Genomic DNA, 25,864 nt, shown 5'->3' on the forward strand with positions numbered 1-25,864 from the left:
CCTTATTCTTCGGTCAGCGCAGAGCCGGCCCGGTCAAGCAGCGGTTTGAACAGATAGTTGAGCAGTGAACGCTCACCCGTACGCACGAACATTTCTGCCGGCATGCCGGGCTTGATCACCAGACCGTTGAGTTTTTCCATGGCCTGATCGCTGACACTGCTGCGCAACACGTAGTACGGCACGCCGGTTTTCTCATCGACCATCTGGTCGGCGGAAATCAGGCTGACTTCGCCCGGTACACGCGGAGTTTTGCTCTGGTTGAACGCGGTAAACAGGATGTCCACCGGCAAATGCGCGCCGACCTTGTCGATCAAGTTGATCGGCAAGTGCCCTTCCACTTCCAGCGTGGTGCCTTGCGGGACAATCTCCAACAGCGTTTCGCCCTGACGCACGACCGCGCCTTCGGTATGCACGCCGAGATTGACCGCCACGCCATCGGCAGTGGCGATGATTTCGCTGTGTTGCAGATCGAAACCGGCGGAAGTCAGTTGCTCCGACAGAGTCACGCTTTTCAGCTGCGCGTCGGCCAGTTGCGTACGGACCTCCTTCTGATACTCCTCGGCGTGCTGTTGCAGTTTCAGCCGCGACTCGAGGATGCCCTGCTCGACCCGGCCGCTTTCGCCGGTGTTTTCCGCCAGTTGCTGCTGCACTTGCGACAGTTGCCGCTGGTACTCCATCAAGCGGTTACGCGGGATGTAACCGTTGTCGGCCAGCGGTTGCAAGTTGCTCAACTGCTGTTGCAGCGAGTCGGCCTGGGCATTGAGATCGGTACGGGCGCGGCGCATGCCGGCCAGTTGTGCGGTGGCGCCTTCGATGCTCGCACGCAGTCCGGCCTGCTCGCGGTAGTAAGCCTCGCGACGGCTGCTGAACAGTTGCCGCTGACCTTCCAGCACCAATGCCAGACGCGGATCCGGGTCGCTGCTCAGTTCTGCCGGAAAGGTCACTTGCTTGAGGTTGTCGCGCTCGGCCTGCCAGCGCGCAAGGCTGGCCCAGGCCATGCGGTATTGTGCTTGCAGCGACTGCACGTCAGCGGCGACTTGCGTCTGGTCGAGGCGGAACAGCGGCTGGCCCTGCTTGACGATTTCGCCTTCGCGCACCAGGATCCGGCTGACCACGCCGCTGCTCATCGACTGCACGGCTTTGCGCTTACCCGACACGACGACCGTGCCTTGCACCGGAATGCCTTGATCGAGCGGCGCCAGGGCCGCCCAAGTGAAGAAACTGCCGGCGCCAACGATCGCCAGAATCCAGCCCATGCGCGCGAAAAACTTCGCATCGCGTTCTGGGCGTTCGGTGATGTAGGCGTGTTCCATGCTCGCTTCGTTTTCAGTGTTCATGCTTACGCTGCTCATACACCCGAATTCCTTGTCGAGGGCTGATACTGTCGGCTCATGCTGAGCCCGCCCGGTGCCGGTGCAGCTTTTTCCCGTTGTTGTTCTTGCTGGCCGGAAAGTGCCTTGAGCACGTCCTGACTCGGGCCGAAGGCTTGCAGACGCCCGTCATTGAGCACCAGCAGTTTGTCGGCCTGGGCCAACACCGAAGAACGGTGCGTGACCAGCACTACCGTAGTGCCTTGGGCTTTGAGCGCGGCGATGGCGCTGGCCAATGCCGCTTCACCGACGGTGTCGAGGTTGGAATTCGGCTCATCCAGCACCACCAGACTCGGCGTGCCGTACATTGAACGCGCCAGTGCCACACGCTGCTTCTGGCCGCCGGACAAACCACTGCCGTCCTCGCCCAGTTGCGTGTCGTAGCCTTGCGGCAGGCGCAGGATCATTTCGTGGACGCCGGCCTGTTGCGCAGCGGCGACGACTTTCTGCGGATCGGCCTCGCTGAAACGCGCAATGTTCTCGGCGATGCTGCCGCTGAACAGCTCGATGTCTTGCGGCAGATAACCGATATAGGGACCGAGTTGGTCGCGGTTCCAGCGATGGATATCCGCGCCATCGAGACGCACGGTGCCGCCAAGGGTAGGCCAGACCCCGACCAGCACACGGGCCAGCGTCGACTTGCCGGAACCGGAAGCACCCAGCACACCCAGCACTTCACCGGCGCCCAAGTTGAAATTGACCATCTGCAAAGTCGCCGCACGTTGTCCCGGTGGGCCGGCGCTGACCTGTTCGAAAGTGATCTGGCCTTTCGGCGGCGGCAGCGCCATGGCGTCGTCGCTAGGCGGGAACGCTTGCAGCAAGGCATCGAGACGGCGGTAAGCCAGCTTCGCCCCGCTCCACTGCTTCCACACCGCGATCAATTGGTCGATCGGGCTGAGCACGCGGCCCATCAGGATCGAACCGGCGATCATCATCCCGGCGGTCATGTCGCCTTTGATCACCAACAAAGCACCCAGGCCCAACACCAATGATTGCAGGCACAGGCGCAGGGTTTTGCTCAACGAGCTGATCACCGCACCGGTGTCACTGGCCTGGTTTTGCAGGCCGAGGAAGCGCGAGTGCACCTGGAACCAGCGCTTGCGCAGGGAACCGAGCATGCCCATCGCCTGAATGGTTTCGGCGTTGTGCAAATGGCTGGTGGCCAACTGGCTGGACTTCTGCGAATAACCGGCGGCTTCGCCCAGCGGCTTTTTGGTCATGTATTCGTTCAGGCAGGCCAGGCCGATCAGCAGCAATGCGCCCGCCGTGGCGAGTACACCGAGCCAGACGTTGAACAGGTAGATCACGAACAGATAGACCGGGAACCACGGCGCATCGAAGAATGCAAACAGCGCCGGGCCGGTGACGAATTGGCGAATGTGCGTCAGATCGCCCAGTGATTGCCCAGCGTTGCCCTCGCCCTTGAACAGGTTGCGCTCGAACGCAGCTTGGTAGACGCGCAGGTTGAAGCGGCGCTCCAACTGGCTGCCGATGCGAATCACGATAAAGCTGCGCACCACTTCCAGCAGGCCAATAAAGGCGAAGAAGCCGACCACCATCAGCGAGAGCATCGCCAGGGTCGTTTCGTTCTGCGACGACAGCACCCGGTCATAGACCTGGAGCATGTAGATGGAGGGCACCAGCATCAGCACGTTAATCAGTGCGGTAAAGCAGCCGACGCTGATCAGAATACTTTTATAGTCAGCCAATGCCTTGAATAAGGGAGCGGTGGCTGGGGCCTTCGCCATCTTCATCGATTCTTCCTGAAATGATGGGTCCCGCCGCACTTGGGCGAGGCTTCAATTAATGTTCCGCTTACCTGCGAAAGATGACTTGCAAGTACCCGCTTACACTTTCATAACAACTTGCGTAATTAATTGCGGCGCAGTTGTCAGTTCGCGCTTCTTATAACCATAGCGTGGCGCTTTATATTAAAACTTTGTCGCGTTCTGGATAATCAAGGTTGTTGCGCCACGCGCTCAAGGGTAATCACCAAGCCAGACTTCAAAGTCGTCTGATAAAACCCGTCACGTTGTCGACTGAAAAACTGGATTCTTGAACCTTCCTTGCCGGTGATCGACAGGCCGTCGGGGTCGGGAAACCAGCCGATCGGGGTTGCTTCAAGCCAGGCACCCAGGCAGTCGGCGCCTTGGCCCAGGGTTTGGTTTTTAGCCAGATCCAAGAGGCAAGTGTTCGAAGGCTTGTCCTGGTGCTTTTGCGCTTTTGCATCATCAGAACGCTCTGACAATGTCGCTTGCCACTGCCCCGCAAACACCGAGGGTTCTTCAAGTCTGAGGCTGCTTGCCATACCGGTTTCTCCTGAAATCATGATGAGCGCCGCCGAGAGCCACGCCATTGCCTTGTAGGTAAAAGCTTTACAGATCATAGGAATATTCGCTCCGGCGTGTAGCCTTGCTTACAGAGCAACACGATGCAAGTGGAGAAAGCGACGTATCACACGCCGCTTTCCACTTCTACATCACGCCACGATGTCGCTGGTCGCTGCCTGGCCAACGGTGCTGACCTGGAAGTCCGCCACGCCGTGCCCGGAGAAGTCCACCGACAGCAAGCTGTTACCACCCGACGACGTCAGGATTGCGTCACCGGCGGCACCGGTGAAGCTGCTGACGAAGTGCAGGCCGGCACCGTTGGTGATACCGGTCAGGTCGATTTTGTCCAGACCGCTGACGAAATCGAGGATCTGATCAATCGCACCTGGCTTGGAGTCCGAGCTGGCAGCGAACACAAAGGTGTCCGAACCGGCGCCGCCCCACAGCTTGTCGGCCCCACCGCCACCCCAGAGGATGTCGTTGCCGGCACCGCCCTTGAGTTCGTTGGCCACGCTGTTGCCGATTAACAGATCGTTGCCGGAACCACCGATAGCGTTCTCGATGATCGCGCCTTTGGCGATGGATACGTTACCCACCATGCCGCCAACGTCGGAGAACGAGGCGTCTTTGAGGTTGATCTTCTGGTTCTGGGTGAAGCCCGAGAAGTCCAGAGTGTCCTTGCCGCCCGCGTCCCACACCGAGAACACCACTTTGTCACTCGACGACGAAGCGCTGAGGAAATCACGGCCAGTGTTGGAGTTGAAGCCGTAGGTGGTGTCACCGGTACGGGTGGTGGTGTTGGCACCGTAGAGCTTCTGGATGGCAGCGATATCGTCCATCAGCGGGCCGGACGAATACGCTTCGACACCACCCTTGCTGAAGTTCTGACTGGTGTTGCTTTCGCTCCAGTAGCTCATGACGCTGTAGCCGCGGGTGTCTTGGCCGTAGGACGCGTCGTTGTAGGTCGGATTGCCATTCCCGGCGTTGTAGTCACCAGGGTGAGCGAGGCCCAGGCTGTGGCCGATCTCGTGAGTCAGGGTCTGACGACCGTAGTTGTTCAGATCCGGATTCTTGTTCTGCGTGTAGCCACTGTTGATCAGGTACCACGAGGTGCCGTCATAACCGGCGCCGGTGCCTGGCAGGTAGGCGAACGCTGCAGCGCCATCCTGGCCACCGCTGTAGTTACCGAAGGTCATGTGGCCGTCACCGCCCGAGGCTTTCTCGGTGAAGGTCACGTTGGCCACGTCAGCCCAGGATTGCATGGCGAGCTTGGCCTGAGCTTGTTGTTGTGCACTGAATTGACTGAACCCAGTGATCCCATGCTTGTTCATCGTGCTGGACGATGCCGAGGTCAGGAACGTATAGGTGAGTTCGATCTTGCCGCTGCCATCCTTGTCCTGGTAGGCAGCGCCGTCGCGCAGCAACTGGGTTGCGGCCTGGTCGACGGAAAAGGAGGGTTTGCCATTGACCGTGAGGTTGCCGCCACGATCGTATTGATGGCTGAAGCTATTGATCTGGTTGTACGCCGAGCTGAAGGCTGACAGCTGGAAAGCCTGTTCGGCGGTATCAATAGCATTCGTTTTAACTTTCGACATAAACACACTTCCTTGTTTAGCAATGGAACAGTTTTTGTCCGATAGGACTCTCTCTGGCGAGATCGTCCTATCACTCGCCCAATGAAGGCGTAAGAAACCTGACACAATTTGAAATCTGCCGTAAAGGATTTTTTTGAGATCAAATCGGGCTGTTTCGTAAAACTGCCGTAAACAAAGCGTGCGGAGGTGGAAGAATGTTTTAGTTGCGAAGCTTTTGCCTAATTGTCTGACGATTTTCTATTTAAATATTAAATATGGGTAAGTTGTTTTTTGTTAGGCGCGTCTCACTTTTCTGCACTTTATTAGTGCGATGCCAGTGTATTGATATCAACCGTTAATCAGCCATCCGGAAACAAATGTGGGAGCGAGCTTGCTCGCGAAAGCGGCGGAGCAGTCGAACTGTATGTCGGATACCCCACCAACCTTGCGAGCGAGCCCTACCCATATCGAGGTTCTTAAGCACTCAACGCAAAAACCACATCGATCACGTAGTCGTTTCCGTCGTTTTTTTCAGTTGTAAAGTGCAGACGGCCGTTAATTGCATTCTCTGGCTGCCGCCGCAGCAGGATACTGCCAGACAAGGAAGCGAACTCATCCCAATGTGATGTGTCCCTGAATTTGCGTCTGTATACGAGGTAAAGCACCCTCGAATCCGGCAGATTGATGGTACCGCTAGGCTCCTGACTTTCGCTGAGCTGAAGCGTTATCTGCTCTCGATTATCCATCACCCCGTGAAAGTACAGACTGCCCTGGCGCTCATCCCGATAGATGAAGGTGGCATTGAACGAATGCTCCGTCCCTGTACCCCGATGAGTGATGGTGCCCTTGATGGCTTCTGCCGGCAGTTCTTCTACGTCAACAACCTTACTGTTCATGGTCAATCTCCTGGATCAGAAAATTTGGGGACCCAAACTTCCGCGCCCGGTTATTGAACAGGAATCTATCAATCTTGAGACCTGTCAGATATGACAGGTATAAAAACCAAGCTCGTTATTCCATAGCCGAGAAAAATAAAGCCCGCCAGACATCAATGCCCGGCGGGGCCTTATCAACTCCCCGTGCGGATCTTGTTCCACACCCGCGTGCGGATCCGGTCAATGTTCAACGGCATCGCCTCCAGCGCGAACAGCTTGCCCATCATTTCCGGGCTCGGATACACCTTGGTGTCGTTCTTGATCGCCGGGTCGATCAGGCTGTCCGCCTGCTCATTGCCATTGGCGTAGTGCACATAGTTGCTGATGCCGGCCATTACGTCCGGGCGCAGCAGGTAGTTCATGAACGCATAACCGGCCTTCTCGTCCGGCGCATCGACAGGCATGGCGACCATGTCGAACCAGATCGCCGCGCCTTCCTTGGGAATTGCGTAGCCAATGTCGACGCCATTTTTCGCTTCTTTGGCGCGGTTCTCGGCCTGCAGGATGTCGCCGGAGAAACCGACCGCCACGCAGATGTCGCCGTTGGCCAGGTCGCTGGTGTATTTCGAGGAGTGGAAATAGCTGACGTAAGGCCGGACTTTCATCAGTAGCGCTTCGGCTTTTTTATAGTCCTCGGGATTTTTGCTGTGGTGTGGCAGACCCAGGTAGTTGAGCGCCGCCGGCAGCAATTCCGGGCCGTTGTCGAGGATCGCCACACCGCACTTCTGCAGTTTTTCCATGTACTCGGGCTTGAAGATCAGGTCCCAGGAGTCCACGGGTGCGTTGTCGCCCAGCACGGCTTTGACCTTGGCGATGTTGTAGCCGATGCCGGTGCTGCCCCACAGATAGGGGAAGCCGTGTTCGTTGTTCGGGTCATTGGTCTGCAGGGCTTTGAGCAGCACCGGATTGAGGTTCTTCCAGTTCGGCAGCTGACTCTTGTCGAGCTTCTTCAGCGCCCCGCCCTGAATCTGCCGGGCCATAAAGTGGTTGGACGGAAACACCACGTCGTAACCGGATTTACCGGTCATCAACTTGCCGTCGAGGGTTTCGTTGCTGTCGTAGACGTCATAGGTGACCCCCATGCCCGTCTCTTTTTCGAAGTTCTTGGTGGTGTCCGGCGCAATGTAGTCGGACCAGTTGTAAACCTTGACCGTTTCCGCTGCCTGAGCAAGGGAAACGGCGAGCATCAGCGGTGCCAGAGCGAGGGTCTTGCGGATCATGGATCGATTCCTGTGTGGGTTTTCTTTTTTGTTGGCAGGCAATCAAAGGATCAAACAATCAGAAAATCAGCACGTAACTCTTGCGCACGGTTTCCTGGATATCCCAGACACCGAGCGTGTTGGCCGGCAACATCAGTGCGTCGCCACCTTGTATGTGCAGGGTTTCGCCGCCACCGTCGGGGGTGAACGTGCAGCGCCCGGAAATGAAATGGCAGAACTCTTGCGCGGTGATTTGCCGACGCCAGCGCCCGGGCGTGCATTCCCAGACGCCGGTTTCGACGCCGTCATCGCGCTCGACGCTGGTGGTCGAAGCAATCGCCACCGGCTCGCCGAGGGGCACGGCCACCGGGTTGGACTCGTCAAGTTGCAATGTCGCGGTGTTTTTGAACTGGGTAATGCTCATGGTCTGACCTGTCTTTTGGGCTTTCTTAAAGTAAATCGACGTTCAATGCATGAAGCCTTCCATGAAACCCGCCACTTGGCTGGCGAGTTTGCGCCGCCAAGGCGCGGTCGCCGGGTTGGCCAGGGTCTGGTCTTCGTGGACGAAACTTTTGATGATCGCGTTGTAGCCCAACCAGCGGCATGGCTCCGGCTCCCAAGCGCGCAGCGCATGAATGCCACCATCCGGCAGCACCCACGGTTGCTGGGTCAGTTCGCTGTCGCGCTCAAGAATCAAGTCCGCCAGGGTGCGCCCGCCGAGATTGCTCGCGCCGACGCCCTCCCCGCCATAACCGCCGGACAGCGCGATGCCATTGGCGCGATCGCAAAGCATGTGCGGTTTGAAGTGCCGGGACATCCCGAGGTTGCCGCCCCAGGCGTGGGTGATCTGCACGTTTTTCAGCTGCGGGAACAGTTCGCCGAACAGATAACGGCGCAACTCGACTTCATCACGAGTCAGATCAAAGTTATGGCGCAGCTTGCCAGCGAACTGGTAACCGCCACGGGCGCCGAAGATCAGCCGATTGTCGGCGCTGCGCTGGCCATAAGTGACCTGACGGCTGAATTCGCTGAACGCCTGACCCCGGCTGAGGCCAATTTCGTCCCAAGTCGCGGCAGACAATGGCTCGGTGGCGACAATCAGGCTTTGCACCGGTAGCTGATAGCGGCCCAGCGGTGGCAAGGTCACCGAATAACCTTCGACGGCTGGCACGATCCAGCGACTGCGCACGCAGGCTTTCGCCGTGCGTAGACTGCCCGACTGCCAATGGGTAACCGGGCTGTTTTCGTAGATCTTCACGCCCATGCTCTGCACGGTGCGCGCCAGGCCGCGTACCAGTTTCGCCGGGTGGATGGTCGCCACGTGCGGCGCGTAAATCCCGCCATAAGGCTTGGCGACGCGGATCTGCTGCGCCAGTTGCTCGGGGCTGAGCCAACGATAATCGTCGTCGGTCAGGCCTTGGGCGTGCAGTTTGCCCAAGTACTCGCGCAGAGAGGCTTCTTGTTCCGGATAACGCGCCGCGCAGTACAACACGCCGCCCTTGCGGTAATCGCAATCGATGCCTTCGCGTTCGAGGACGACTTCCACTTCATCGGGAATGCTGTGCAGCAGATCAAAGGAAGCGCGGCGCTGTTCCGGCGAGAGGCCGGCCAACAAACGATCTTCGCCGAGCAGGTTGCCCATCAACCAGCCGCCATTGCGACCGGAAGCGCCGAAACCGGCGGTCTGTGCTTCGACAATCGCGATGTCGAGTCCCGGCGCGAGTTTCTTCAGGTAGTACGCGGTCCACAGGCCCGTGTAACCGGCGCCGATGATCGCCACGTCGACGTCCAGATCACGCTCAAGCTCGGGCCGCGCGGTCAGCGGCTCATCGAGTTGGTCCATCCACAAACTGATAGTGCGCCACGCCGGCATGCAAGACTCCGCCACTGAAAACCTTCGATGGCGTCGATCCTAGTGGCTGTGCTCAGTGGATGTCTTGCGCGCGTGCCCGCAAAGAAATTTGTTTCGCGTAAGCCTTGGGCGACTGACCGGTGTGCTGACGGAAACAGCTGTAGAACGCCGATAACGAATTGAAACCCGCAGCGAAAGCCAGTTCATCGATGCGCACCGGCGGCGCGGCGTTATCGAGCGAGCGCAGCAGATGTTGCAGGCGCGCCTGATTGACGTAGCGATAGAAACTTTGCCCGAGCACCTGGTTGAGCAGATAGGAAATCTGATTGCGGCTGTACCCGCACTCCTTCGCCACCCGCTGCAAATCGAGTTCGGGATCAAGATACGGCTGTTGCTTTTCGAAATACTGCTGCAGGTCTTCGGCCATAAAACTCAACTGACGCGGCGACAAGCCCAGGCGACTGACTGCCGGGCGCTGACTTGACGAGGCCTTGCCAGCAGTTTGCGTGCGCACCAGCGAAGCGTATTCGTTGACGCGCCAGATCAGCCCGTCCCTGACCGTGAGCGCCTCGCTGGAGCGAAACGACACCAGACCGTCGCCGCCGCGCAAGGTCACTTCGTATTGGATGAATGCGGTGTTGCCGTCGACGCGAATGCGGTCGCAATGCTCAAGCAGTTCGTCGGATTCTCGCGGCATACTGACGCGCACGTACTCGCGTAACTCGTTGAGGCCGAGCACGCGGTTCTGGAAAAAATCGTTGTACTGAATGTCCGGGTGGTACAGCGCCATGACGCTGTCGAGGTCGCGGTGTTTCCAGCTCAGGTGATAGCGCATGACCGTTGCAGCCGTGGCTTGGGTCTGTTCAGGGCCGTCGTCGTCGGCGTGCATAAAGGGCTCGGCGCAAAAAACCCGAGCTTGCCCAAGTTCGCCACAGGCTTCAATGACTAATCCATAGTGGCGTTTTGGCGATGATTGCGTAGGCCGTGACTTACATCAAAAAATGCGAAGCAATCGCAAAATGAACTGAAAAATCTCACAGGAATTTCACATGCGGATGCTACTTTTAATGTCAGTCACCGGTTGAGCCAATGAAGGCTCTTCCCACCTAACATGAGCAAACGGAAGCGCTCGATGAAGAAGGCGGGCAACATATGAATAAAGGGTCAAGCAAAGTCACGTTTCCCAACGCATGCCAGTTGATGCGCTGGCATTTCCATCCGATGGGTTTCGAGGCAACGATGGACGCACCGGGCAGTATGATCGCCCGACTGTTCGATCGTGCCAGCGGCGAAACCATGATCGCTATCGCCGGGATCCCGTGCGCGACGGTGATGAATGCAGCGGATGTCGAGCGAATCATCGAGGCTGTGGAGGACGAGCTGGAAGCGTTCATTCCTCCGGAGTCTCTCAAGAGTTACGCATAAGTTTATGATTTAAAACGAAAAGCCCGCAGCGATGCGGGCTTTTTTGTGCTTACGCGGTTTGCTTGGCGGCGCGGTGATCAACGAAGAACGGTTTGCCTTTGGCCACCCGGTCGGACGCCCGGGGCATGTTCACCGCTTGCGCTTCCTGCGGTTCGACATACCAGTAGCAATGGCTGACCGCCCGCGTGATGCCGACATACGCCAAGCGCAGGATTTCGTCTTTTTGCGCCGTGTCGTAGGGCTCGCTGTCGCCCGACTTGCCTAGGCCCGCCATGCGATAGACCTGATTCTTGTAGGGCGAACTGGTCAGATGCTGGCAATCGCCGAGCAGAAACACCGCGTCAGCCTGCAAGCCTTTGGCGCTGTGGTAGGTCAGTTGCTTCAGGCGTCGCGCTTCGTACGGCAAGCTCGAATCAACATTAACTACAGACTGAATATGCTCTTCTATCAATAACTTATCGCTGCTTCTTCGATAAAGCATCAAGATTGAGTGACCTTGACGATAATGTTCGGCAAGGCGCTGGCCCAAGCCCTGATCGTCGCGCTCCAGCACATTGACCGGTTGCAACGGCTTGGGTGCGCCGCTGGCCTTGGCTTTTTTGCCCGGGATCGCCGGTGCCGCGCGAACGATATGTTCAGCGGCATCAATGATGTGCTGGTGACTGCGGTAGTTATCACTGAGCATTACCCGCGTAGTGCTCGGCGACGGGAACTCCTTGTCGAACGCCATGAAATAACTCGGCGAACTGCCGCGCCAACCGTAAATCGACTGCCAGTCATCACCGACGCACAGCAACGACGAACGCTGCGCGCCCCGCCCGACGTGCATGGCCGGGCCACGACTGCGGATTTCCGTCAGACTTGCGCGAATCCACGAGACGATCTGTGGCGAAACGTCCTGAAATTCGTCGATCATCAAGTGCGACAACGGCCTGAGTAACTCGTCGCTCAACAGCTTGAGGTTCTCCGGCGAATGCTCGCTGAACAGCGCGAACATGCGGTTGTAGGTCATGATCGGCGGTTTCTGATCGAGCAAATGATCTTCAAAGGCGCGCCAGAACAGACTCAAGGCTTCAAAGAAGAAACGATCCGGGTCGTCCTTGGCGAAACTCATGCGACCGACCGCGTCAGGCACATCCAGGCCGAGGTTCTCGATGAAGCCTGCCGCCGCCACAAAACAGTCGAGCAATGGCGCGGAAGCCAGCTCACCCTTGACCTTGTAATCGAAGCCCGGCCCGGCACTGGCATCGCCTGCCAAAGTAGCCAGAACACGTTTTGATGACTCATAACTATCAAGCCAAATCAAAGGCTTACGACAGAAAGCTTGAAACAGGGTGCGCTTGACTGCCCACTCTGCGCGCACGCTGAGCTTGGCGTTTGGCCGACTGACCTGCGGGTTTTCCCGCGGATCGAAACCGAGCACCACCCACGCATCCAGGCTCGGAATGTAACCATGACAATGAAATTTCGCGCCGTTGATATCGAAACTCTGCCGATTCGGCTCAATGCCCTTGATCGGCCAAGCACCCGCGCGGAACCACAGATCTTCGATGGCGTCGCACAGCTCTTCGTCGCGCCGGGATGCCAGCTCCGTTACCGCGACGCGCTTCTGCACATCCGGGTGATCACGCTCCAGCTCCTTGAGCTGCAAACCCGCGCGCGACAGTGGCTGAATCAGATGTCGAAAACGCTCGTCCTCGTTGAACAAGCGGTGATAGCAGGCGTTGAGTTGCTGACGTTGCGCATCGTTGATGCGCAGGTCGAACGGATTACTGTCGACCTCCTCCTCAGCACCCTGAACTCGATGACTGAGGTTTTCAAAGGCCTGCAAGCGCTCGAAACCCGGCAAGCTGCGCACCATCGGCAGAATGCGCGAGTGGAAGGTACGCACCAGTTCGCGTGCCTGGCGCAGGTTCAGCGCGTGCCCCCAGAGCGCGAACAGCTCGATCAGTTTGTTGATGAAATCCTTGCGCGACTCGCGGGTGAAGGTCACTACGGTCATCGAATCCAGCTCAAAACCCAGATAGTGGTTGAGCAACAGAATACGCAGAACCAGCGTGGTGGACTTACCCGCGCCCGCGCCGGCAACCACTGAGGTTGACGGGGTTTCGCTGAAAATCATCTTCCATTGCGCGGTACTTGGCTGAGCATGCTCAGGCAACAAACGGGCAACATCGGCCTTCATGCGTTTTTTCAGCTCGGCCGTCAACGGCAGGCGCCAATCATCGAACAGATGATTGTCGACGTTGGGCGGGCGATGCTCGGTGTTGCGACTGTCACGGATCAGCAGCACCTGCCGGCCCTCTTCCAGCCCCTCAAGCTTGCCTTCCTTAAAGCCATATTCGACGCCAGCGGTATGGCCACTGCGGAAACCATCGGCCTGACCGTGCAACCACGACGCACGGTGCTGCGCGCGCAGTCGGGTCAAACCGTGGCCGAAGAAGCGTGCAGCCAGGCGTTTGAACCATGGCATCTCGGCCAAGGGGCGAAGTTCGGGAGGAAGATCGGGGGTGTGTTGCGCCACGCTGACGGGCTCCAGTGTGTGAGGCTGTTGCGGCTATGGTGTCTGTATTTGCCGCTCAGTTCTAGCGAAATGCTTTCAGGTCATTGGTTTAGGCGATGAACTGAAGGTGGGATGAGATGCTTCACAACTATTTTCTTATCGAGTATTTCGATTATAACGCCGCACTTTTTACGCTTTTTATCGATTATTGACTGATAGATGATGGCCGTCATAAACCACCGGTCCCGCGTCGGGTGCGCCCTTCACACCTCGCGTCGAACCTTTTGAGGAGACGATCATGCTTGAACTCAGACCCTTCAGCTCGCTGGGCGGCGCCCATCACGGCTGGCTGGATGCCCATCACCACTTTTCGTTCGCCGAGTACTACGACCCGCAGCGCATGAGCTGGGGCAACCTGCGGGTGTGGAACGATGACGTGATCGCAGCCGGCACTGGCTTTCCCCAGCATCCGCATCGCGACATGGAAATCATCACGTATGTTCGTGAAGGTGCTATCACTCACCAGGACAACCTGGGCAACAAAGGCCGCACCGAAGCTGGCGACGTGCAGGTAATGAGCGCGGGTACCGGCATCGCTCACAGCGAATACAACCTGGAAGCCAAGGACACCAAGATCTTCCAGATCTGGATCCTGCCAACGGAAACCGGCGCACCGCCCTCCTGGGGTGCCAAACCGTTCCCGAAAGGCCAGCGCGAAGGTTTTGTCACCTTGGCCAGCGGCAAGGACGGCGATGACCAGAGCCTGCGGATTCGCGCTGATGCGCGATTGGTCGCAGCCAACCTCAAGGCGGGCGAAACTGCCGAATATCATCTGGATGCAGGCCGTCGCGCCTATCTGGTGCCGGCCACTGGCCTGATTGAAGTCAACGGCTTGCGCGCACAAGCTCGAGACGGCGTGGCGGTAGCGCAGGAACGGGTGCTGAGCGTTACGGCCCTTGAGGACAGCGAAATCGTCCTGGTGGATCTGGCCTGATGGCTTGAATGGCAGGCAAAAAAAGGGGCAACCATCACGGTTGCCCCTTTTTTCATGCGCTCGCCAACATCATCAGCCTGCGATTGCGCCATCCACCAGCGCCTGCGCTTCGACGACCAATTGCTTGAGGTGGTCGTCACCGATGAAGCTTTCGGCGTAGATCTTGTAGATGTCTTCAGTGCCCGACGGACGCGCGGCGAACCAACCGTTTTCCGTCATCACTTTCAGACCGCCAATCGCCTGATCGTTGCCCGGTGCATGGCTGAGAATGCTCTGGATCTTCTCGCCAGCCAGTTCGGTCGAGGTGACCTGTGCAGGCGACAACTTGCTCAGCAACGCTTTCTGCTCCGGATTGGCCTTGGCGTCGACACGTACCGAGAACGGCTCGCCCAGCTCATCGGTCAGAGCCTTGTAGGCCTGGCTCGGATCGCGACCGGTGCGTGCGGTCATTTCAGCGGCGAGCAACGCAGGGATCAGACCGTCCTTGTCGGTGCTCCACACGCCACCGTCCTTGCGCAGGAACGATGCGCCTGCGCTCTCTTCGCCACCGAAGCCGAGCGAACCATCGAACAGGCCGTCGGCGAACCATTTGAAACCGACCGGAACTTCGTACAGACGACGCCCCAAGCGCTTGGCCACGCGATCGATCAGACCGCTGCTGACCACGGTTTTACCCACGCCGGCATCCGCACGCCATTGCGGGCGGTTCTGGAACAGGTAATCGATCGATACGGCCAAATAGTTGTTCGGCGCAAGCAGCCCACCGGACGGCGTGACGATACCGTGGCGGTCGTGATCCGGGTCGCAAGCGAAGGCCACGTCGAAACGTTCTTTGAGACCGATCAGGCCTTGCATCGCGTGGCTGGACGACGGATCCATGCGAATCTGGCCATCCCAGTCGACGGTCATGAAACGGAACGTCGCGTCGACTTCCTTGTTCACCACTTGCAGATCGAGGCGGTAATGCTCGGCAATCGCCGACCAGTAGCGCACCCCTGCTCCACCCAGCGGATCAACGCCCAGACGCAGCTTGGCGTCACGGATGGCGTCGAAGTCGATCACGTTGATCAGGTCGGCGACGTAGGTGTTCACGTAGTCATGACGATGCGTGGTGCTGGCCTTGAGCGCCTGTTCGTAGCTGATGCGCTTCACACCGGCCAGCTTGTTGGCCAGCAATTCATTGGCTTTGGCTTCGATCCACTTGGTGATGTGGGTATCGGCCGGCCCGCCGTTGGTTGGGTTGTACTTGTACCCACCGCTTTGTGGCGGGTTGTGCGACGGCGTGATGACGATGCCGTCAGCCAGGCCCGAAGTACGGCCACGGTTGTAGCACAGAATGGCGTGGGAAATGGCGGGTGTCGGCGTGTACTCATCACCTTCGGCAATCATCACGGTCACACCGTTGGCGGCCAGGACTTCCAGCGCGCTGGCGCCGGCCGGAGTCGACAATGCGTGGGTGTCGATGCCGACAAACAGCGGCCCGGTGATCCCTTGGGCTTCGCGGTACAGACAGATCGCCTGGCTGATGGCCAGAACGTGCCACTCGTTGAAACTCAAGTCGAACGAGCTGCCCCGGTGCCCGGACGTACCGAACGCCACACGCTGAGTGGAAATCGAGGCGTCGGGCTGTCCAGTGTAGTAAGCCGTTACCAGTCGCGGGATATCGACCAACAATTCTGCCGGTGCCGGTTTGCCCGCAAAAGGACTGAGTGTCATGCAAAACCTCTGAAATAGAGTGGTTCAGGAATAGAGCGCAGTTTACTGGCAGTTTGACCGCAGTGCGATGCGATCTATCCGGGACTCTCCCGATGTTTTTTAACGTTAGTCAGCAGGTGCAAGGCGCAAGGCGTCACCGATTAGCCCGACCACACTGGCCAGGTCATGGTCACCATGGCTCAGCGGGCTCAACCGCAGATGGTGCGCATGCAGGCTTTGCAGGCTGAATAGCTCGCCAGGTGCAATAACGATCTGCTGCCTGAGCAATCGCTGGAAGACCTGCGCCATGTTCACTGGTCGCAGCGAATGTACCCACACGGTCGCGCCACCCTCGGGCTCGACAACCTGCATCGCATCGCCAAGACGTTCGCGCAACAATTCGATCAATTGCGTACGACGCTCCTTGAGCATTCGCCGCAATACCAATAAATGCTGATCCAGTCGGCCGCCCCCCAACAACCTGGCAATGGCTTTCTGGCGAATCGGCGACAACCGAAACGCGCGCAACAGGAAATGCCGCTGCAACTCACTGCGCCAATGACGCGACAGCACATAACCGAAAGGCGCCTCGGCCCCGACGAACTTTTCGAACGTGGAAAACACCACTAAACGATCGGGGTCCAGCCAGTCGCGCATCCGTTGCGCGTCATTGCCTTCATGGAGTTCGCTGTAACAATCGTTTTCCAGCACCCAGGTACCATGACGTCCAAGCAAATGCGCGACTGCCTGCTGGTTGCTCAGCGGTAGAAGACTGCCCCGGGGCATGCTCAGCACTGACGACAAAAGCATCAAACGTACCGTCTCGCTCTTGAGCACCGACTCCAGCCGCTGAAGATCAATCATGCCCCCGGGGAGCAACGGCAACTCGATGACCCGTACTTCGGCGGCCTCAAGCAGACGCAGGATCACCCAGTCACAGGGCGATTCGACGACCACGGTGGCCCGACGCAACTCAAGCACGGAAATCAGAATTTCCAATACACCGCGCAGGTCTGCGCCGATATAGACGTCATCCGCACGCCAGTAATTGGCCGTGGATGAGGTGTAGCGGGCGGCCAGCACCGTGCGCAACTCCAGCTCTCCACAAGGTTGCACCAACGCATGTGGCTGACGCGGATATTGACGCAGCAATTCCCGCTCCAACATCAATAACGGGCTGTCCAGTGGCTGTAGCGAGGCCGGCTCATCGGCGCTCAGCACGCACATGCCCGGGCGCCTGGCATTGACGTAAACGGTTTCCAGCAGATCACTGCCGCTATCCGGCGAATCCATCATGTGCAGCGCTTGCGCGTAGTACCCGGACTTGGCAATTGAATAGACTCGACCTTCCTTTTCCAGCAGCGAGTAGGCGTACTGGACGGTCGAGATCGACACATTGAGTCGGTCAGACAATTGCCGGAGTGAGGGCAGGCGCACCGCCCCGCTGTTCCCCGCCTCATCTATCAGCAGCGTCAGGTATCGATAAACCGCCTGATAAACGAAGTCATTCTCCCTCGACCCCTTCACAACCCCGTATCCGTGGGCATGGGTTCATCTCCAGGCAAGCGGCTCACGATCAACCTTCCGCCGATCGATCAGCGGTCGGCTCGGCCGCCGCGTCAACCGCATCGACGCTCTGCGCGGCCGATTCTCCAGGCGCAGACATACGAACCGGCCCCATTGCATACAAACGCACAATCAACCTGACCGGCAGCCCACTGACATCCGTCATCCATTTCATGACCTGTTCCGGCGCATGCAGGCCCTGCATCGCCCGGTGCAGATCCGGCAATGCCACCAACATGCCGGGGTGACAATTGCGCAAGAATCGCTCAAGTCCGGCCCCCGCATTAATGAACGGTGAAAACAACAGGCACGTCAGCTGGATTTCATTCAGTTCAAAACTGGCCAGCAGAGAGCTTTCCGCCTGGGCGCGCAGATTCCCGGGCTCCTGCAGATTGTCGAAGCTGACCAGCAACTGTTCGCATACCGGTTCAGGGACCTGTTTTTGCCGCATCGTTATCAGGCTGCTTTTGAGGTAATCACCGACGCCGTCCTCATAGTTTCGCTCCTCGATGAGTTGCGCCTGCAAACCTCGTAAATGCGCAGCCACCTTAGGCTCTACGTGTTCGTCATCACCTTGATAAAGCGTCAGATCGTCAACCTGAAACCCCAGAAAATCACTCAACAAAGGCCAGCGCTCTTCGAGCTTGCCAACAATCATGTCGTTGATACTGATAAAGCTGGTACGCCGACAGGCCTCGAATTGACCCTCCGGACGCCACGCCACCCGCTCCTCTTCGGGATAAAACTCACGGTAATAATCACCGCCCAGCCCGTCGAGCAGCGTAAACAGCATTTCAAAGCCGCAAGAACTCACCGGTGGCGCGGCAATCTCAGCCTTCTGCGCGGCACGCCCCAGCCCTTCGAGGAAGATGCTCTGTCGACGCGGGGACTCACTGCCGACCATGGCATCGACGCCATTGTTCCAGCGGGCCACCTGACCATAGAACTCGGCAGTTGCCAGATAAGCGTCATCCCATAGCTCAAGCGGTTCATTCCAGGTTCTGCGATGCCCGATCAGCAGCAGGTTGATACGGTTGGCCTCGCGACCGGCTTCGCTTATGGGTAGCTGGTGATCAAACGGCAATACCTCGCGGTGGTCGACCATCACCAGTTCTACCCGGGGATCGTCATACAGAAACAGTGCGCTGTAGCTGCGATGCATGTTTTGCAGGGACACCTGGCTGCTGCCGTTCCAGCGCAGATTGGCCACCCGCAACTGAAAGGTCGCGGGTGAACGGCCAGCGATGGTCAACTGCGCCGCCCGCAGTAACGCCAGCGTGTAACAACTGTCGCGCGACCCTGACTGGTTCACCAGCACCTTGAAATGACCGATGTTCTCCATGCCGCCGGCGGCCACTGCCAGTCGCTGGATCAGCAGCTGCAGCGCCGTGCGTTCTGCGCGCGAGAAGAAACTCAGCAAACGTTGCAATACTTGCTGGTAGACATAGTTCATTGCCTGATCATGGATCGTGCTCATCGGTATTTACCCGGTATAAAAAGTTTCATGCCGCGCAGACTGACACATCAGCCAAGCGACAATTGATCAATAAGTAATAGACGCTCAGATGCTAACACTTACAAGTTTGAAGTTATTTGAAACACTTGAACTGACAAAGCGCCTTCAGTCGTCCAAAAACAGCCTCAAACCACTGTAATTGTTGGAATATTTTTTTCGGAACGCAGTCCTAGGAAATTTCCCACAGGGTCCCACGCCAAGTGAGCACAAGAAAAAGAGAAGCAGTTTCCGAATAGCCCTACAACAATTAAACAGAAGTTGCCGCGATCAACGGTTTTCGACGCGTTATATCGAACAGGACAAATTGAATGCACAGACATGGCTCATTCCTTGAGATGAAAGTAATCATTCAATTATCAGGGCTTATATTGTGATTAGAAGATACAGATAGAGAGCAAAAACCAGTTCAGTTGCTGAACGGACCCGGGCATCGCGCCAGGGAGCGGTTTTTCAGGGGGAAGGTAAACGCACAAGAGTCCGTGGGGCCACGGACTCTGATTAAAGGGGCTTACGCCGGTTCGACCTGCAGAGCGACCCGTTCGCGGCATGGGCATTCGTCCATGTAACGATGCGCTTCGACGAACTCGTTGAACGGAAATACACGCGTCTTGAGCGGCAGCAGCACGCGGTCAGCGGTCAACTGGTTGATGTCACGCAAGGCACGTTGCAAAGCGACGTGATCCTGAGTGATGCCCAATTCCGGTTTGCCGGTGAAGTTGCCGATGCAGTGCACAAAGAACTGGATGTTCTTCTGGAACGCTGCGCAGGCTGGGAACGGCGTCTGGTTGCCGCCTTGCAAGCCGTATAACACCAGGCTGCCACGTGGCGCCAGCACATCGCCCAACAGCGACATCTGCGGGCCGCCGAGACCGTCGAACACCACGTCGACACCACGGTTGTCGGTGATCTTGTTGATTCGCATCAACAGATCTTCCTCTTCGGTGACGATGACCTTTTCCGCACCAAGGGACAGCAGGTACTCGCGTTCCTCGGCTTCCTTGGTCGCGGCAATCACCCGTACGCCCATCGCCTTGCCCAACTGGACAAACGAAGGACCGGCGCAATGGCTGGCGTCAGTAACCAGTGCGAACTGCCCCGGCTTGACCCGCGCCAGATCGGCGTAGGCAAAGTAGGCGATCAGCAGCGGCGTGTAGTGCACGCTGGCTTCGATCGGGCTGAGCACATCCGGATAACGGGTCAGCGCGGTACGTGGCAATACGATCGACTCGCCGTAAACCGGGTAGTCGTTCGGGCTTTCAGCCGGGAAACTGGCAACCTTGTCACCAACGGACAGGTCCTCGACATCGGCACCGACAGCAGTGACGACACCGGCCATTTCATGGCCGAGGCCCGATGGCAGACGTGCCTGGGACGAAGCCAGGTTCTGACGCCAGAGGGTGTCGTACCAACTGATGCCGATCGCCTCGACACGCACCTGCACTTCGCCAGGACCTGGCTGAGCGGCCGCATGCTCTTCGCATTTGAGCACCTCGGCCGGACCAAACTTGTGAAAACGGATCGTGCGGGACATCGCAAACCTCGTCAAAGTAACCTCTAATGCCCTGAACTCTATCTGGGCTTTTGACCCAAGACTATCAGTGGCTATTAATAGTCGACATGCCTGTCATTGATTCCGCACCAGGGGCGGCATTGGCAAAATCCATGAAAAAACTGCTGCCAACGTCTCACTCAAGCTGAATTTTCCGGTGCAGAGTACCAGCCTTTCCCCGTAAGATTCATGCCGGCCATTGTTCTCATATGGCCGCTCTCGTCAAGCTTGATGACTCTGCCAGGACTCCAGATGAATCGTAATGACCTGCGTCGTGTCGACCTGAACCTGTTGATCGTATTCGAAACATTGATGCACGAACGCAGTGTGACCCGGGCGGCAGAAAAGCTCTTTCTCGGTCAGCCAGCAATCAGTGCGGCCCTTTCGCGCCTGCGCAGCCTGTTCGATGACCCGCTATTTGTACGCACCGGGCGCAGCATGGAACCGTCCGCCCGCGCGGTGGAAATCTTCGCCCTGCTCTCGCCGGCCCTCGATTCGATTTCGACCGCCGTCAGCCGTGCGGCCGAATTCGACCCGGCGACCAGCACCTCGGTATTTCGCATTGGCCTATCCGACGACGTCGAATTCGCCCTGCTGCCGATGCTGCTCAAGCGCCTGCGCGCGGAAGCACCGGGAATCGTGCTGGTGATCCGTCGCGTCAATTACATATTGATGCCGGGCCTGCTGGCCTCCGGCGAGATATCCATTGGCGTCAGCTACACCACAGACCTGCCGGCCAACGCCAAGCGCAAGGTCCTGCGCCGCAGCGCGCCAAAATTGCTGCGCGCCGATACCGTGCCGGGCCCGTTAAGCCTGGATGACTACTGCGCGCGCCCGCACGCGCTGGTGTCGTTTGCTGGCGATCTCAGTGGTTTCATTGATGAAGAGCTCGAGAAACTGGGGCGCAAACGCCATGTGGTGCTGGCCGTGCCGCAGTTCAACGGATTGAGTACGTTGCTGGCGGGCACTGACATCGTTGCGACCGTGCCGGATTACACGGCGGACGCGTTGACGGCGGCTGGTGGGGTTCGGGCGGAAGATCCGCCGTTGCCGACGCGCACATTTGAACTGCACATGGCGTGGCGTGGGTCGCAGGATAATGATCCGGGTGAGCGGTGGTTGCGGTCGCGGATTCAGATGTTTTTTGGCGATCCAGATAGCCTGTGAATCCGCGCTGGCAGTTCTGAATATTATTGAACGCAAGCGTAGCTTGCGGCATTCTTCGCAACGAAATTTCCAGGGACGGTAAAATTTGATGCGTACTTCACGTATGCAAGCGCTTGTGCCCCTCGCCTCTTCAAACACCACCGGTGTGATTGAAGGCGAACACTCGCATCCGTCCGGATGCACATGGGGTCAATGTCTCGCAGAGCTGACACCACATCCTCACCATTCCCGATTACTACGACCACCAAGGCTGTCGATCCAGCGAACAGCCCTGGCTGTTCTACGATACGGCTATTCATCACGGCTGCCCGATCTGACCTCTTGAAACGGAACTTCGCATGAGCGGAAAACCTGCTGCACGCCTCACGGACCCCACTAGCTGCCCTCTTCCGGGACATGGCACGAATCCCATTGCCAGTGGCTCGCCCAATGTGAACTTTGACGGGCTTGCTGCCGCCCGGATGACCGACAAATCCGCTTGTGGCAGTCCGATCACGGGAGGCGTCAGCTCGACCGTTTTCATCAATGGTTTGAATGCTGCGACGATCGACAGCACGGGCGGACACGGCAACATCGTTGTGGGCGGTTCCGGAACAGTCATCATCGGCGACACCTTCGTCTCGGCACCTTTCAGCGGTCTGCTGCCGATGCCGGTGCACTTCAGCGACAAGATCAAATTGATCGACGAAAGCACCGGTGAGCCCATGCCTAATCATGCCTACGCGATTCAGCGCGCGGACGGCAGTTTCGAGTACGGCACCAGTGATTCGCTGGGGTTCACGCACGTCGTGAGTTCACACGTGGCAGAAACCTTCAAACTATTTCTGGAAGATTGAAAACATGCCGGCAGAGCAAATCCAGCTTCCCAATGGAAATACCGCGAGTCTGGCCGTCACGCCGACGTTAACACTCGTGAAGGATCAGTCGGTAAAGACGGCTCCCGTTCCCGTAAAGAAGGCGATCGTTTTTTTCATTGGTGGGGCTGCCGACCAAGAGAAATACTATTTTCAAGGCGCGTTCCACAATATCGACGACGCAAAAAAACAGCTCGACGGCAAAATTGCGGGCAGCGCCAAGCTGCCGGCGAAATACACGGGGTTCCCTAAAAGTTATAAGGATGCAAGGGGTTCCGGCGATATCCAGACTCACTTCATCGACAACATTCCCAGCAAATCCTGTCCGGTTTACATCGTCGGCCACAGCCTCGGCGGATGGAACGGCGCACATCTGTCACAGATTCTTTCCGAAGCCGGTTACACCATCAAATATCTGGTGACACTCGATCCAGTGGGTGAAGGATTCCTGGTATGGCTGGGTTCCGACATCTATTTTTCGGAGCCAACGCCTGTCGCTGAAACATGGATCAACATCCGGGCCAACGCCAGTACACCTGACCAATCTGACGGTGTCGCAGAATTCGGGGAGCGTTGGATGATCGAGTCTGGTCCGACCATCAACAAGACCATTGATAGGCACCATGCATCTGCTGACTGGATGTTTATAGAACCTGTGCAAGGGACGAAGTCCGCCTGCGATCTGATTTTTGACTCAATCAACGGTATTTTCGGCCAATGAACAGCTTCCGCGCGGTCATATACCTCGGTGTTCTACTCTGCACCGGCTGCGTAAAAACGGCCAGCATTCCGCCCGCCGACCTCACGCTATCGTCGTTTGAGCTCGGCCCCGCCAATCTGTTCACGGCACACTTCAACTCCACTGTGGATTTGCAGAACGCATTCAATGATTACGAAAACTCCAACCAGCTCAACCCTACCCTGATCTGCTCTCTCAATCGCGACATGGAGTTCTCATCCGAGCATTCAATCGCGGTAAAAGCTGAAGGGCGAGTGAACGCAAGCGATCAAGCCAGGCCCAATTACAAGTTTTCCTCCGACCTGATCTTCTACTACACCAATCCGGATGGTACGCAACGCGACTTGAATGACTACGACGCCATCAAACCGTTGCTGACGTCGCAAACTTCGATCCCGTGCAAAGTTCGCATAACCGCCTATGGGTATGAGGCCTATTACACGAATACGTTATTCATCCCCTCCAGGATCATGATTGAACAGATCTTCAGATAGCCGCGCTTTGCTGAACCTGGCGCAAGGATTTGGAGAAGAGCTGGTCGTCAGGTGAGCCCCCATAAAAAAGCCCGGAAACCTTCCCCGGGCTTTTTTATTTGTGCGCCTCTTTTGCATTTTTGTGCGACACATCCCCTTTCAGGACTCCCGCAAGGCTCTGGCACGGTGTTAGCTTGTAAGCGTATGTGTCTCAACCTTGAGGCACGCCTAACTCACTGCCCTGCAAAGGAATGCCCTTCGTAATGAATGTCCCTTTCAAAAAACTGGCTGCCACCACGTTGATGCTGGCCGGTCTTGCCGTGTTCACGGCGCCCGCGCAAGCCAATATCACCCCGCAGCAGAGCGCTGAAATTCTCAAGACTTACAGTGCAGACAAAGCCACAGACTTCCGCCAGTTCCTCGGCAACTTGGGCAAGAGCGATCTGGCGAAAACCGCTGACATTGGTCCGGCGATTGGCGCCTATCTCGATAACAAGACTTTAAACGCCGAGCAGCAGAACGAAATCTATCGTCTGCTGGGTATCTACACGCGAGCGAAATACAGCGCTGCCGCCACTGAAACCCTGCGCGAACTGGTGGAAATCCCGACCTTTCGCAAGGACGGCGTTGAGCAGCACGACAATCCGGAATTCATCAAGATAGCGGCGAAGATCAAAAGTCTCGCCGAGTCGTTCAATCTGAAATTCCGCAACATCGACAACCGCGTCTACGAGATTTCCCTCGATGGCAGTGGCGATGAAGTGGTTGGTATTCACGCGCATGCCGACGTGGTGCCGGTGACGCCGGAAAACTGGGTGCTCAAGGATGGCACCCGCCTCGACCCGTTCAAGATCACCCTGATCGGCGATCGCATGTACGGTCGCGGCACCGAGGATGACAAGAACGGTATCGTCGTCACGCTGTATGCCATGAAAGTCATCAAGGAAGAAAAACTGCCGCTGGTGCGCAACTTCAAGTTGCTGGTCGACACCACCGAAGAAACCACGGGCGACGCGATCCCTTACTACTTCGAACGCAACCCGACGCCAAACTACAACCTGGCGCTGGATGGTGGTTACCCGGTGGTGATTGCCGAGAAAGGCTACGGCACCGTCATGGCCAACTTTGCCAAGCGCAAAGGTGAAGGCAAAGGCGCGGAAATCATCTCGATGACAGGTGGCCTGGCGACTAACCAGATTCCATCGGCGTCGGTCGCCACGCTGGTCACCGACAAGCCTGCGGAACTGGCCGCCAGTCTGCAAAAGGCCGGTGACGAGTTTGCCAAGCGCAATGGCGGCGATTTCCAGGTGAGCGCCAAGGTCGACGGCAAAGACGTCAAACTCACCGTGACTGGCGTATCTGCGCACTCCTCCGAGCCCGAATCCGGGGTCAACCCGGTCGCGCGGATGCTGGTCTTTATCAATAGCCTTGATGGCAAAGTCGCGTTCAAGCACAACCACATCACCGATGCCGCGCGTTACGCTGCCGACAATTGGGGTCTGGATTACCTGGGCAACAAGTTGAATGTCGGCTTCTCCGATGCCTTCATGGGGCCGCTGACGACCTCGCTGACCTACGTCGGCATGGACGAAAAAGCTTTCAAACTCGCAGTCAACCTGCGCGTTCCGAAAGGTAAGTCGCCGGAGAAGCTCAAAGCTGAAATCGCTGAGAAACTGGCGGCGTGGAGCAAAAAGAGCCATGTAGCCGTTGCCTTCGACTATTCGATCGCCGAGCCGATGTACCGCAACCCTGAAGGTGAGTGGGTCAAGGCGCTGCTGGCGGTATCGACTGAAAATCTGGGCATGAAACACGAGTTCGGCACCTCCGCTGGCGCCACCTCGGTGCATGAATTGCCGAACGGTGTGCAGTTTGGTCTGGCCATGCCGAACGTGAAATACACCGGTCACACCGATGGCGAGTTCAAGACTGTGGAGCAATTCCAGCTGGATCTGCAGATCGTGACTGAAATGATCGGACGCATCGGCCAGTTGCCGAAACTCTGACCGTATTGTCGAACCCGCCGCCATGGCGGGTTCGGCATATTTAATCCGCGCATAATCCCCGCCGCGCAGCTTCTCTCCTGACTTTTGCACACCGGGCAACACAGAATTGCCCTCAGAGAG

At 57.6% G+C, this 25,864-nt stretch carries 21 protein-coding genes; 7 read left to right on the top strand and 14 right to left on the bottom strand.

The features are described from left to right. Positions 1-2 precede the first annotated feature (2 nt). The 9 genes from ACOYXH_RS12095 to ACOYXH_RS12135 all read right to left on the bottom strand — a co-directional run bounded on the left by ACOYXH_RS12095 (position 3) and on the right by ACOYXH_RS12135 (position 10,149). Entirely contained in the window at positions 3-1,352 is a 1,350-nt protein-coding gene (locus ACOYXH_RS12095) for an HlyD family type I secretion periplasmic adaptor subunit (protein ID WP_460410752.1), read from the bottom strand. Then, entirely contained in the window at positions 1,349-3,124 is a 1,776-nt protein-coding gene (locus ACOYXH_RS12100) for a type I secretion system permease/ATPase (RefSeq protein WP_095049081.1), read from the bottom strand. Before ACOYXH_RS12100 ends, ACOYXH_RS12095 begins: the two co-directional genes overlap by 4 nt. Before the next feature lie 203 nt (positions 3,125-3,327). Beyond that, the gene (locus ACOYXH_RS12105; protein WP_460410754.1) at positions 3,328-3,756 is read right to left on the bottom strand and encodes an AprI/Inh family metalloprotease inhibitor; all 429 of its coding nucleotides are present in this window, start codon (positions 3,754-3,756) and stop codon (positions 3,328-3,330) included. Positions 3,757-3,849: 93 nt separating this feature from the next. After that, entirely contained in the window at positions 3,850-5,295 is a 1,446-nt protein-coding gene (locus ACOYXH_RS12110; protein WP_320413012.1) for a serralysin family metalloprotease, read from the bottom strand. 455 nt (positions 5,296-5,750) lie between these two features. Next, positions 5,751-6,170: a hypothetical protein gene (locus tag ACOYXH_RS12115; RefSeq protein WP_320413013.1), complete on the bottom strand. Its 420-nt coding sequence runs from the start codon at positions 6,168-6,170 to the stop codon at positions 5,751-5,753. A gap of 173 nt (positions 6,171-6,343) precedes the next feature. Further along, positions 6,344-7,429 carry a polyamine ABC transporter substrate-binding protein gene (locus tag ACOYXH_RS12120; RefSeq protein ID WP_258708275.1) on the bottom strand — a complete coding sequence of 362 codons (1,086 nt, stop codon included), beginning with the start codon at positions 7,427-7,429 and terminating at the stop codon, positions 6,344-6,346. A 58-nt stretch (positions 7,430-7,487) separates the two neighbouring features. Further along, the gene (locus tag ACOYXH_RS12125; protein ID WP_034154173.1) at positions 7,488-7,832 is read right to left on the bottom strand and encodes a cupin domain-containing protein; all 345 of its coding nucleotides are present in this window, start codon (positions 7,830-7,832) and stop codon (positions 7,488-7,490) included. A gap of 42 nt (positions 7,833-7,874) precedes the next feature. After that, positions 7,875-9,281: an NAD(P)/FAD-dependent oxidoreductase gene (locus tag ACOYXH_RS12130; RefSeq protein ID WP_095126060.1), complete on the bottom strand. Its 1,407-nt coding sequence runs from the start codon at positions 9,279-9,281 to the stop codon at positions 7,875-7,877. Positions 9,282-9,333: 52 nt separating this feature from the next. Beyond that, positions 9,334-10,149, bottom strand: a complete 816-nt coding sequence (locus ACOYXH_RS12135) for a helix-turn-helix domain-containing protein (RefSeq protein ID WP_095049085.1) — start codon at positions 10,147-10,149, stop codon at positions 9,334-9,336. 263 nt (positions 10,150-10,412) lie between these two features. Here ACOYXH_RS12135 and ACOYXH_RS12140 point away from each other — a divergent pair, with 263 nt between their 5' ends. After that, complete coding sequence (locus ACOYXH_RS12140) at positions 10,413-10,685, top strand: DUF1652 domain-containing protein (RefSeq protein WP_025109621.1); 273 nt, start codon at positions 10,413-10,415, stop codon at positions 10,683-10,685. Positions 10,686-10,734: 49 nt separating this feature from the next. Here ACOYXH_RS12140 and ACOYXH_RS12145 read toward each other — a convergent pair whose 3' ends face one another. Beyond that, positions 10,735-13,209 carry a UvrD-helicase domain-containing protein gene (locus ACOYXH_RS12145; protein ID WP_460410755.1) on the bottom strand — a complete coding sequence of 825 codons (2,475 nt, stop codon included), beginning with the start codon at positions 13,207-13,209 and terminating at the stop codon, positions 10,735-10,737. A gap of 277 nt (positions 13,210-13,486) precedes the next feature. Here ACOYXH_RS12145 and ACOYXH_RS12150 point away from each other — a divergent pair, with 277 nt between their 5' ends. Continuing rightward, positions 13,487-14,182, top strand: a complete 696-nt coding sequence (locus ACOYXH_RS12150) for a pirin family protein (protein ID WP_258708277.1) — start codon at positions 13,487-13,489, stop codon at positions 14,180-14,182. Positions 14,183-14,254: 72 nt separating this feature from the next. Here the strand turns inward: ACOYXH_RS12150 and pgm are convergent, their stop codons facing one another. The 4 genes from pgm to ACOYXH_RS12170 form a co-directional block, all read right to left on the bottom strand. Next, positions 14,255-15,898: a phosphoglucomutase (alpha-D-glucose-1,6-bisphosphate-dependent) gene (gene pgm, locus ACOYXH_RS12155; protein ID WP_095126062.1), complete on the bottom strand. Its 1,644-nt coding sequence runs from the start codon at positions 15,896-15,898 to the stop codon at positions 14,255-14,257. A 105-nt stretch (positions 15,899-16,003) separates the two neighbouring features. Continuing rightward, complete coding sequence (locus ACOYXH_RS12160) at positions 16,004-17,404, bottom strand: aminotransferase-like domain-containing protein (RefSeq protein WP_095050843.1); 1,401 nt, start codon at positions 17,402-17,404, stop codon at positions 16,004-16,006. A 49-nt stretch (positions 17,405-17,453) separates the two neighbouring features. After that, positions 17,454-18,920: a hypothetical protein gene (locus ACOYXH_RS12165; RefSeq protein ID WP_460064706.1), complete on the bottom strand. Its 1,467-nt coding sequence runs from the start codon at positions 18,918-18,920 to the stop codon at positions 17,454-17,456. A 547-nt stretch (positions 18,921-19,467) separates the two neighbouring features. Continuing rightward, on the bottom strand, positions 19,468-20,490 hold the full coding sequence (locus ACOYXH_RS12170; protein ID WP_007914918.1) for a zinc-dependent alcohol dehydrogenase family protein: 1,023 nt from the start codon (positions 20,488-20,490) through the stop codon (positions 19,468-19,470). 270 nt (positions 20,491-20,760) lie between these two features. On the opposite strand from ACOYXH_RS12170, the gene ACOYXH_RS12175 reads away from it, so the two are divergent. The 5 genes from ACOYXH_RS12175 to ACOYXH_RS12195 all read left to right on the top strand — a co-directional run bounded on the left by ACOYXH_RS12175 (position 20,761) and on the right by ACOYXH_RS12195 (position 25,744). Then, a complete protein-coding gene (locus ACOYXH_RS12175) occupies positions 20,761-21,675 on the top strand; it encodes a LysR family transcriptional regulator (RefSeq protein ID WP_093431295.1) in 915 nt (304 codons plus the stop codon). Positions 21,676-22,013: 338 nt separating this feature from the next. Continuing rightward, entirely contained in the window at positions 22,014-22,511 is a 498-nt protein-coding gene (locus tag ACOYXH_RS12180; RefSeq protein ID WP_007914923.1) for a PAAR domain-containing protein, read from the top strand. 4 nt (positions 22,512-22,515) lie between these two features. After that, positions 22,516-23,250 (top strand): alpha/beta hydrolase family protein, encoded by a 735-nt coding sequence (locus ACOYXH_RS12185; RefSeq protein ID WP_007914925.1) that lies wholly within the window; start codon positions 22,516-22,518, stop codon positions 23,248-23,250. Continuing rightward, on the top strand, positions 23,247-23,762 hold the full coding sequence (locus ACOYXH_RS12190; protein ID WP_220556255.1) for a hypothetical protein: 516 nt from the start codon (positions 23,247-23,249) through the stop codon (positions 23,760-23,762). Before ACOYXH_RS12185 ends, ACOYXH_RS12190 begins: the two co-directional genes overlap by 4 nt. A gap of 242 nt (positions 23,763-24,004) precedes the next feature. Further along, entirely contained in the window at positions 24,005-25,744 is a 1,740-nt protein-coding gene (locus ACOYXH_RS12195) for a dipeptidase (protein ID WP_460410756.1), read from the top strand. Positions 25,745-25,864: the final 120 nt, after the last annotated feature.

It is taken from the genome of Pseudomonas sp. Mb7 (assembly GCF_054790525.1).

Excerpts from the sequence above, each read along its gene's own strand:
- ACOYXH_RS12095 (WP_460410752.1), bottom strand. The coding sequence starts at position 1,352 with ATGAGCAGCGTAAGCATGAACACTGAAAACGAAGCGAGCATGGAACAC.
- ACOYXH_RS12170 (WP_007914918.1), bottom strand. The coding sequence starts at position 20,490 with ATGTCCCGCACGATCCGTTTTCACAAGTTTGGTCCGGCCGAGGTGCTC.
- ACOYXH_RS12135 (WP_095049085.1), bottom strand. The coding sequence starts at position 10,149 with ATGCACGCCGACGACGACGGCCCTGAACAGACCCAAGCCACGGCTGCA.
- ACOYXH_RS12115 (WP_320413013.1), bottom strand. The coding sequence starts at position 6,170 with ATGAACAGTAAGGTTGTTGACGTAGAAGAACTGCCGGCAGAAGCCATC.
- ACOYXH_RS12140 (WP_025109621.1), top strand. The coding sequence starts at position 10,413 with ATGAATAAAGGGTCAAGCAAAGTCACGTTTCCCAACGCATGCCAGTTG.
- ACOYXH_RS12105 (WP_460410754.1), bottom strand. The coding sequence starts at position 3,756 with ATGATCTGTAAAGCTTTTACCTACAAGGCAATGGCGTGGCTCTCGGCG.
- ACOYXH_RS12120 (WP_258708275.1), bottom strand. The coding sequence starts at position 7,429 with ATGATCCGCAAGACCCTCGCTCTGGCACCGCTGATGCTCGCCGTTTCC.
- ACOYXH_RS12185 (WP_007914925.1), top strand. The coding sequence starts at position 22,516 with ATGCCGGCAGAGCAAATCCAGCTTCCCAATGGAAATACCGCGAGTCTG.
- ACOYXH_RS12195 (WP_460410756.1), top strand. The coding sequence starts at position 24,005 with ATGAATGTCCCTTTCAAAAAACTGGCTGCCACCACGTTGATGCTGGCC.
- ACOYXH_RS12190 (WP_220556255.1), top strand. The coding sequence starts at position 23,247 with ATGAACAGCTTCCGCGCGGTCATATACCTCGGTGTTCTACTCTGCACC.
- ACOYXH_RS12100 (WP_095049081.1), bottom strand. The coding sequence starts at position 3,124 with ATGAAGATGGCGAAGGCCCCAGCCACCGCTCCCTTATTCAAGGCATTG.
- ACOYXH_RS12165 (WP_460064706.1), bottom strand. The coding sequence starts at position 18,920 with ATGAGCACGATCCATGATCAGGCAATGAACTATGTCTACCAGCAAGTA.
- ACOYXH_RS12180 (WP_007914923.1), top strand. The coding sequence starts at position 22,014 with ATGAGCGGAAAACCTGCTGCACGCCTCACGGACCCCACTAGCTGCCCT.
- ACOYXH_RS12175 (WP_093431295.1), top strand. The coding sequence starts at position 20,761 with ATGAATCGTAATGACCTGCGTCGTGTCGACCTGAACCTGTTGATCGTA.
- ACOYXH_RS12130 (WP_095126060.1), bottom strand. The coding sequence starts at position 9,281 with ATGCCGGCGTGGCGCACTATCAGTTTGTGGATGGACCAACTCGATGAG.
- ACOYXH_RS12150 (WP_258708277.1), top strand. The coding sequence starts at position 13,487 with ATGCTTGAACTCAGACCCTTCAGCTCGCTGGGCGGCGCCCATCACGGC.
- ACOYXH_RS12110 (WP_320413012.1), bottom strand. The coding sequence starts at position 5,295 with ATGTCGAAAGTTAAAACGAATGCTATTGATACCGCCGAACAGGCTTTC.
- pgm (WP_095126062.1), bottom strand. The coding sequence starts at position 15,898 with ATGACACTCAGTCCTTTTGCGGGCAAACCGGCACCGGCAGAATTGTTG.
- ACOYXH_RS12125 (WP_034154173.1), bottom strand. The coding sequence starts at position 7,832 with ATGAGCATTACCCAGTTCAAAAACACCGCGACATTGCAACTTGACGAG.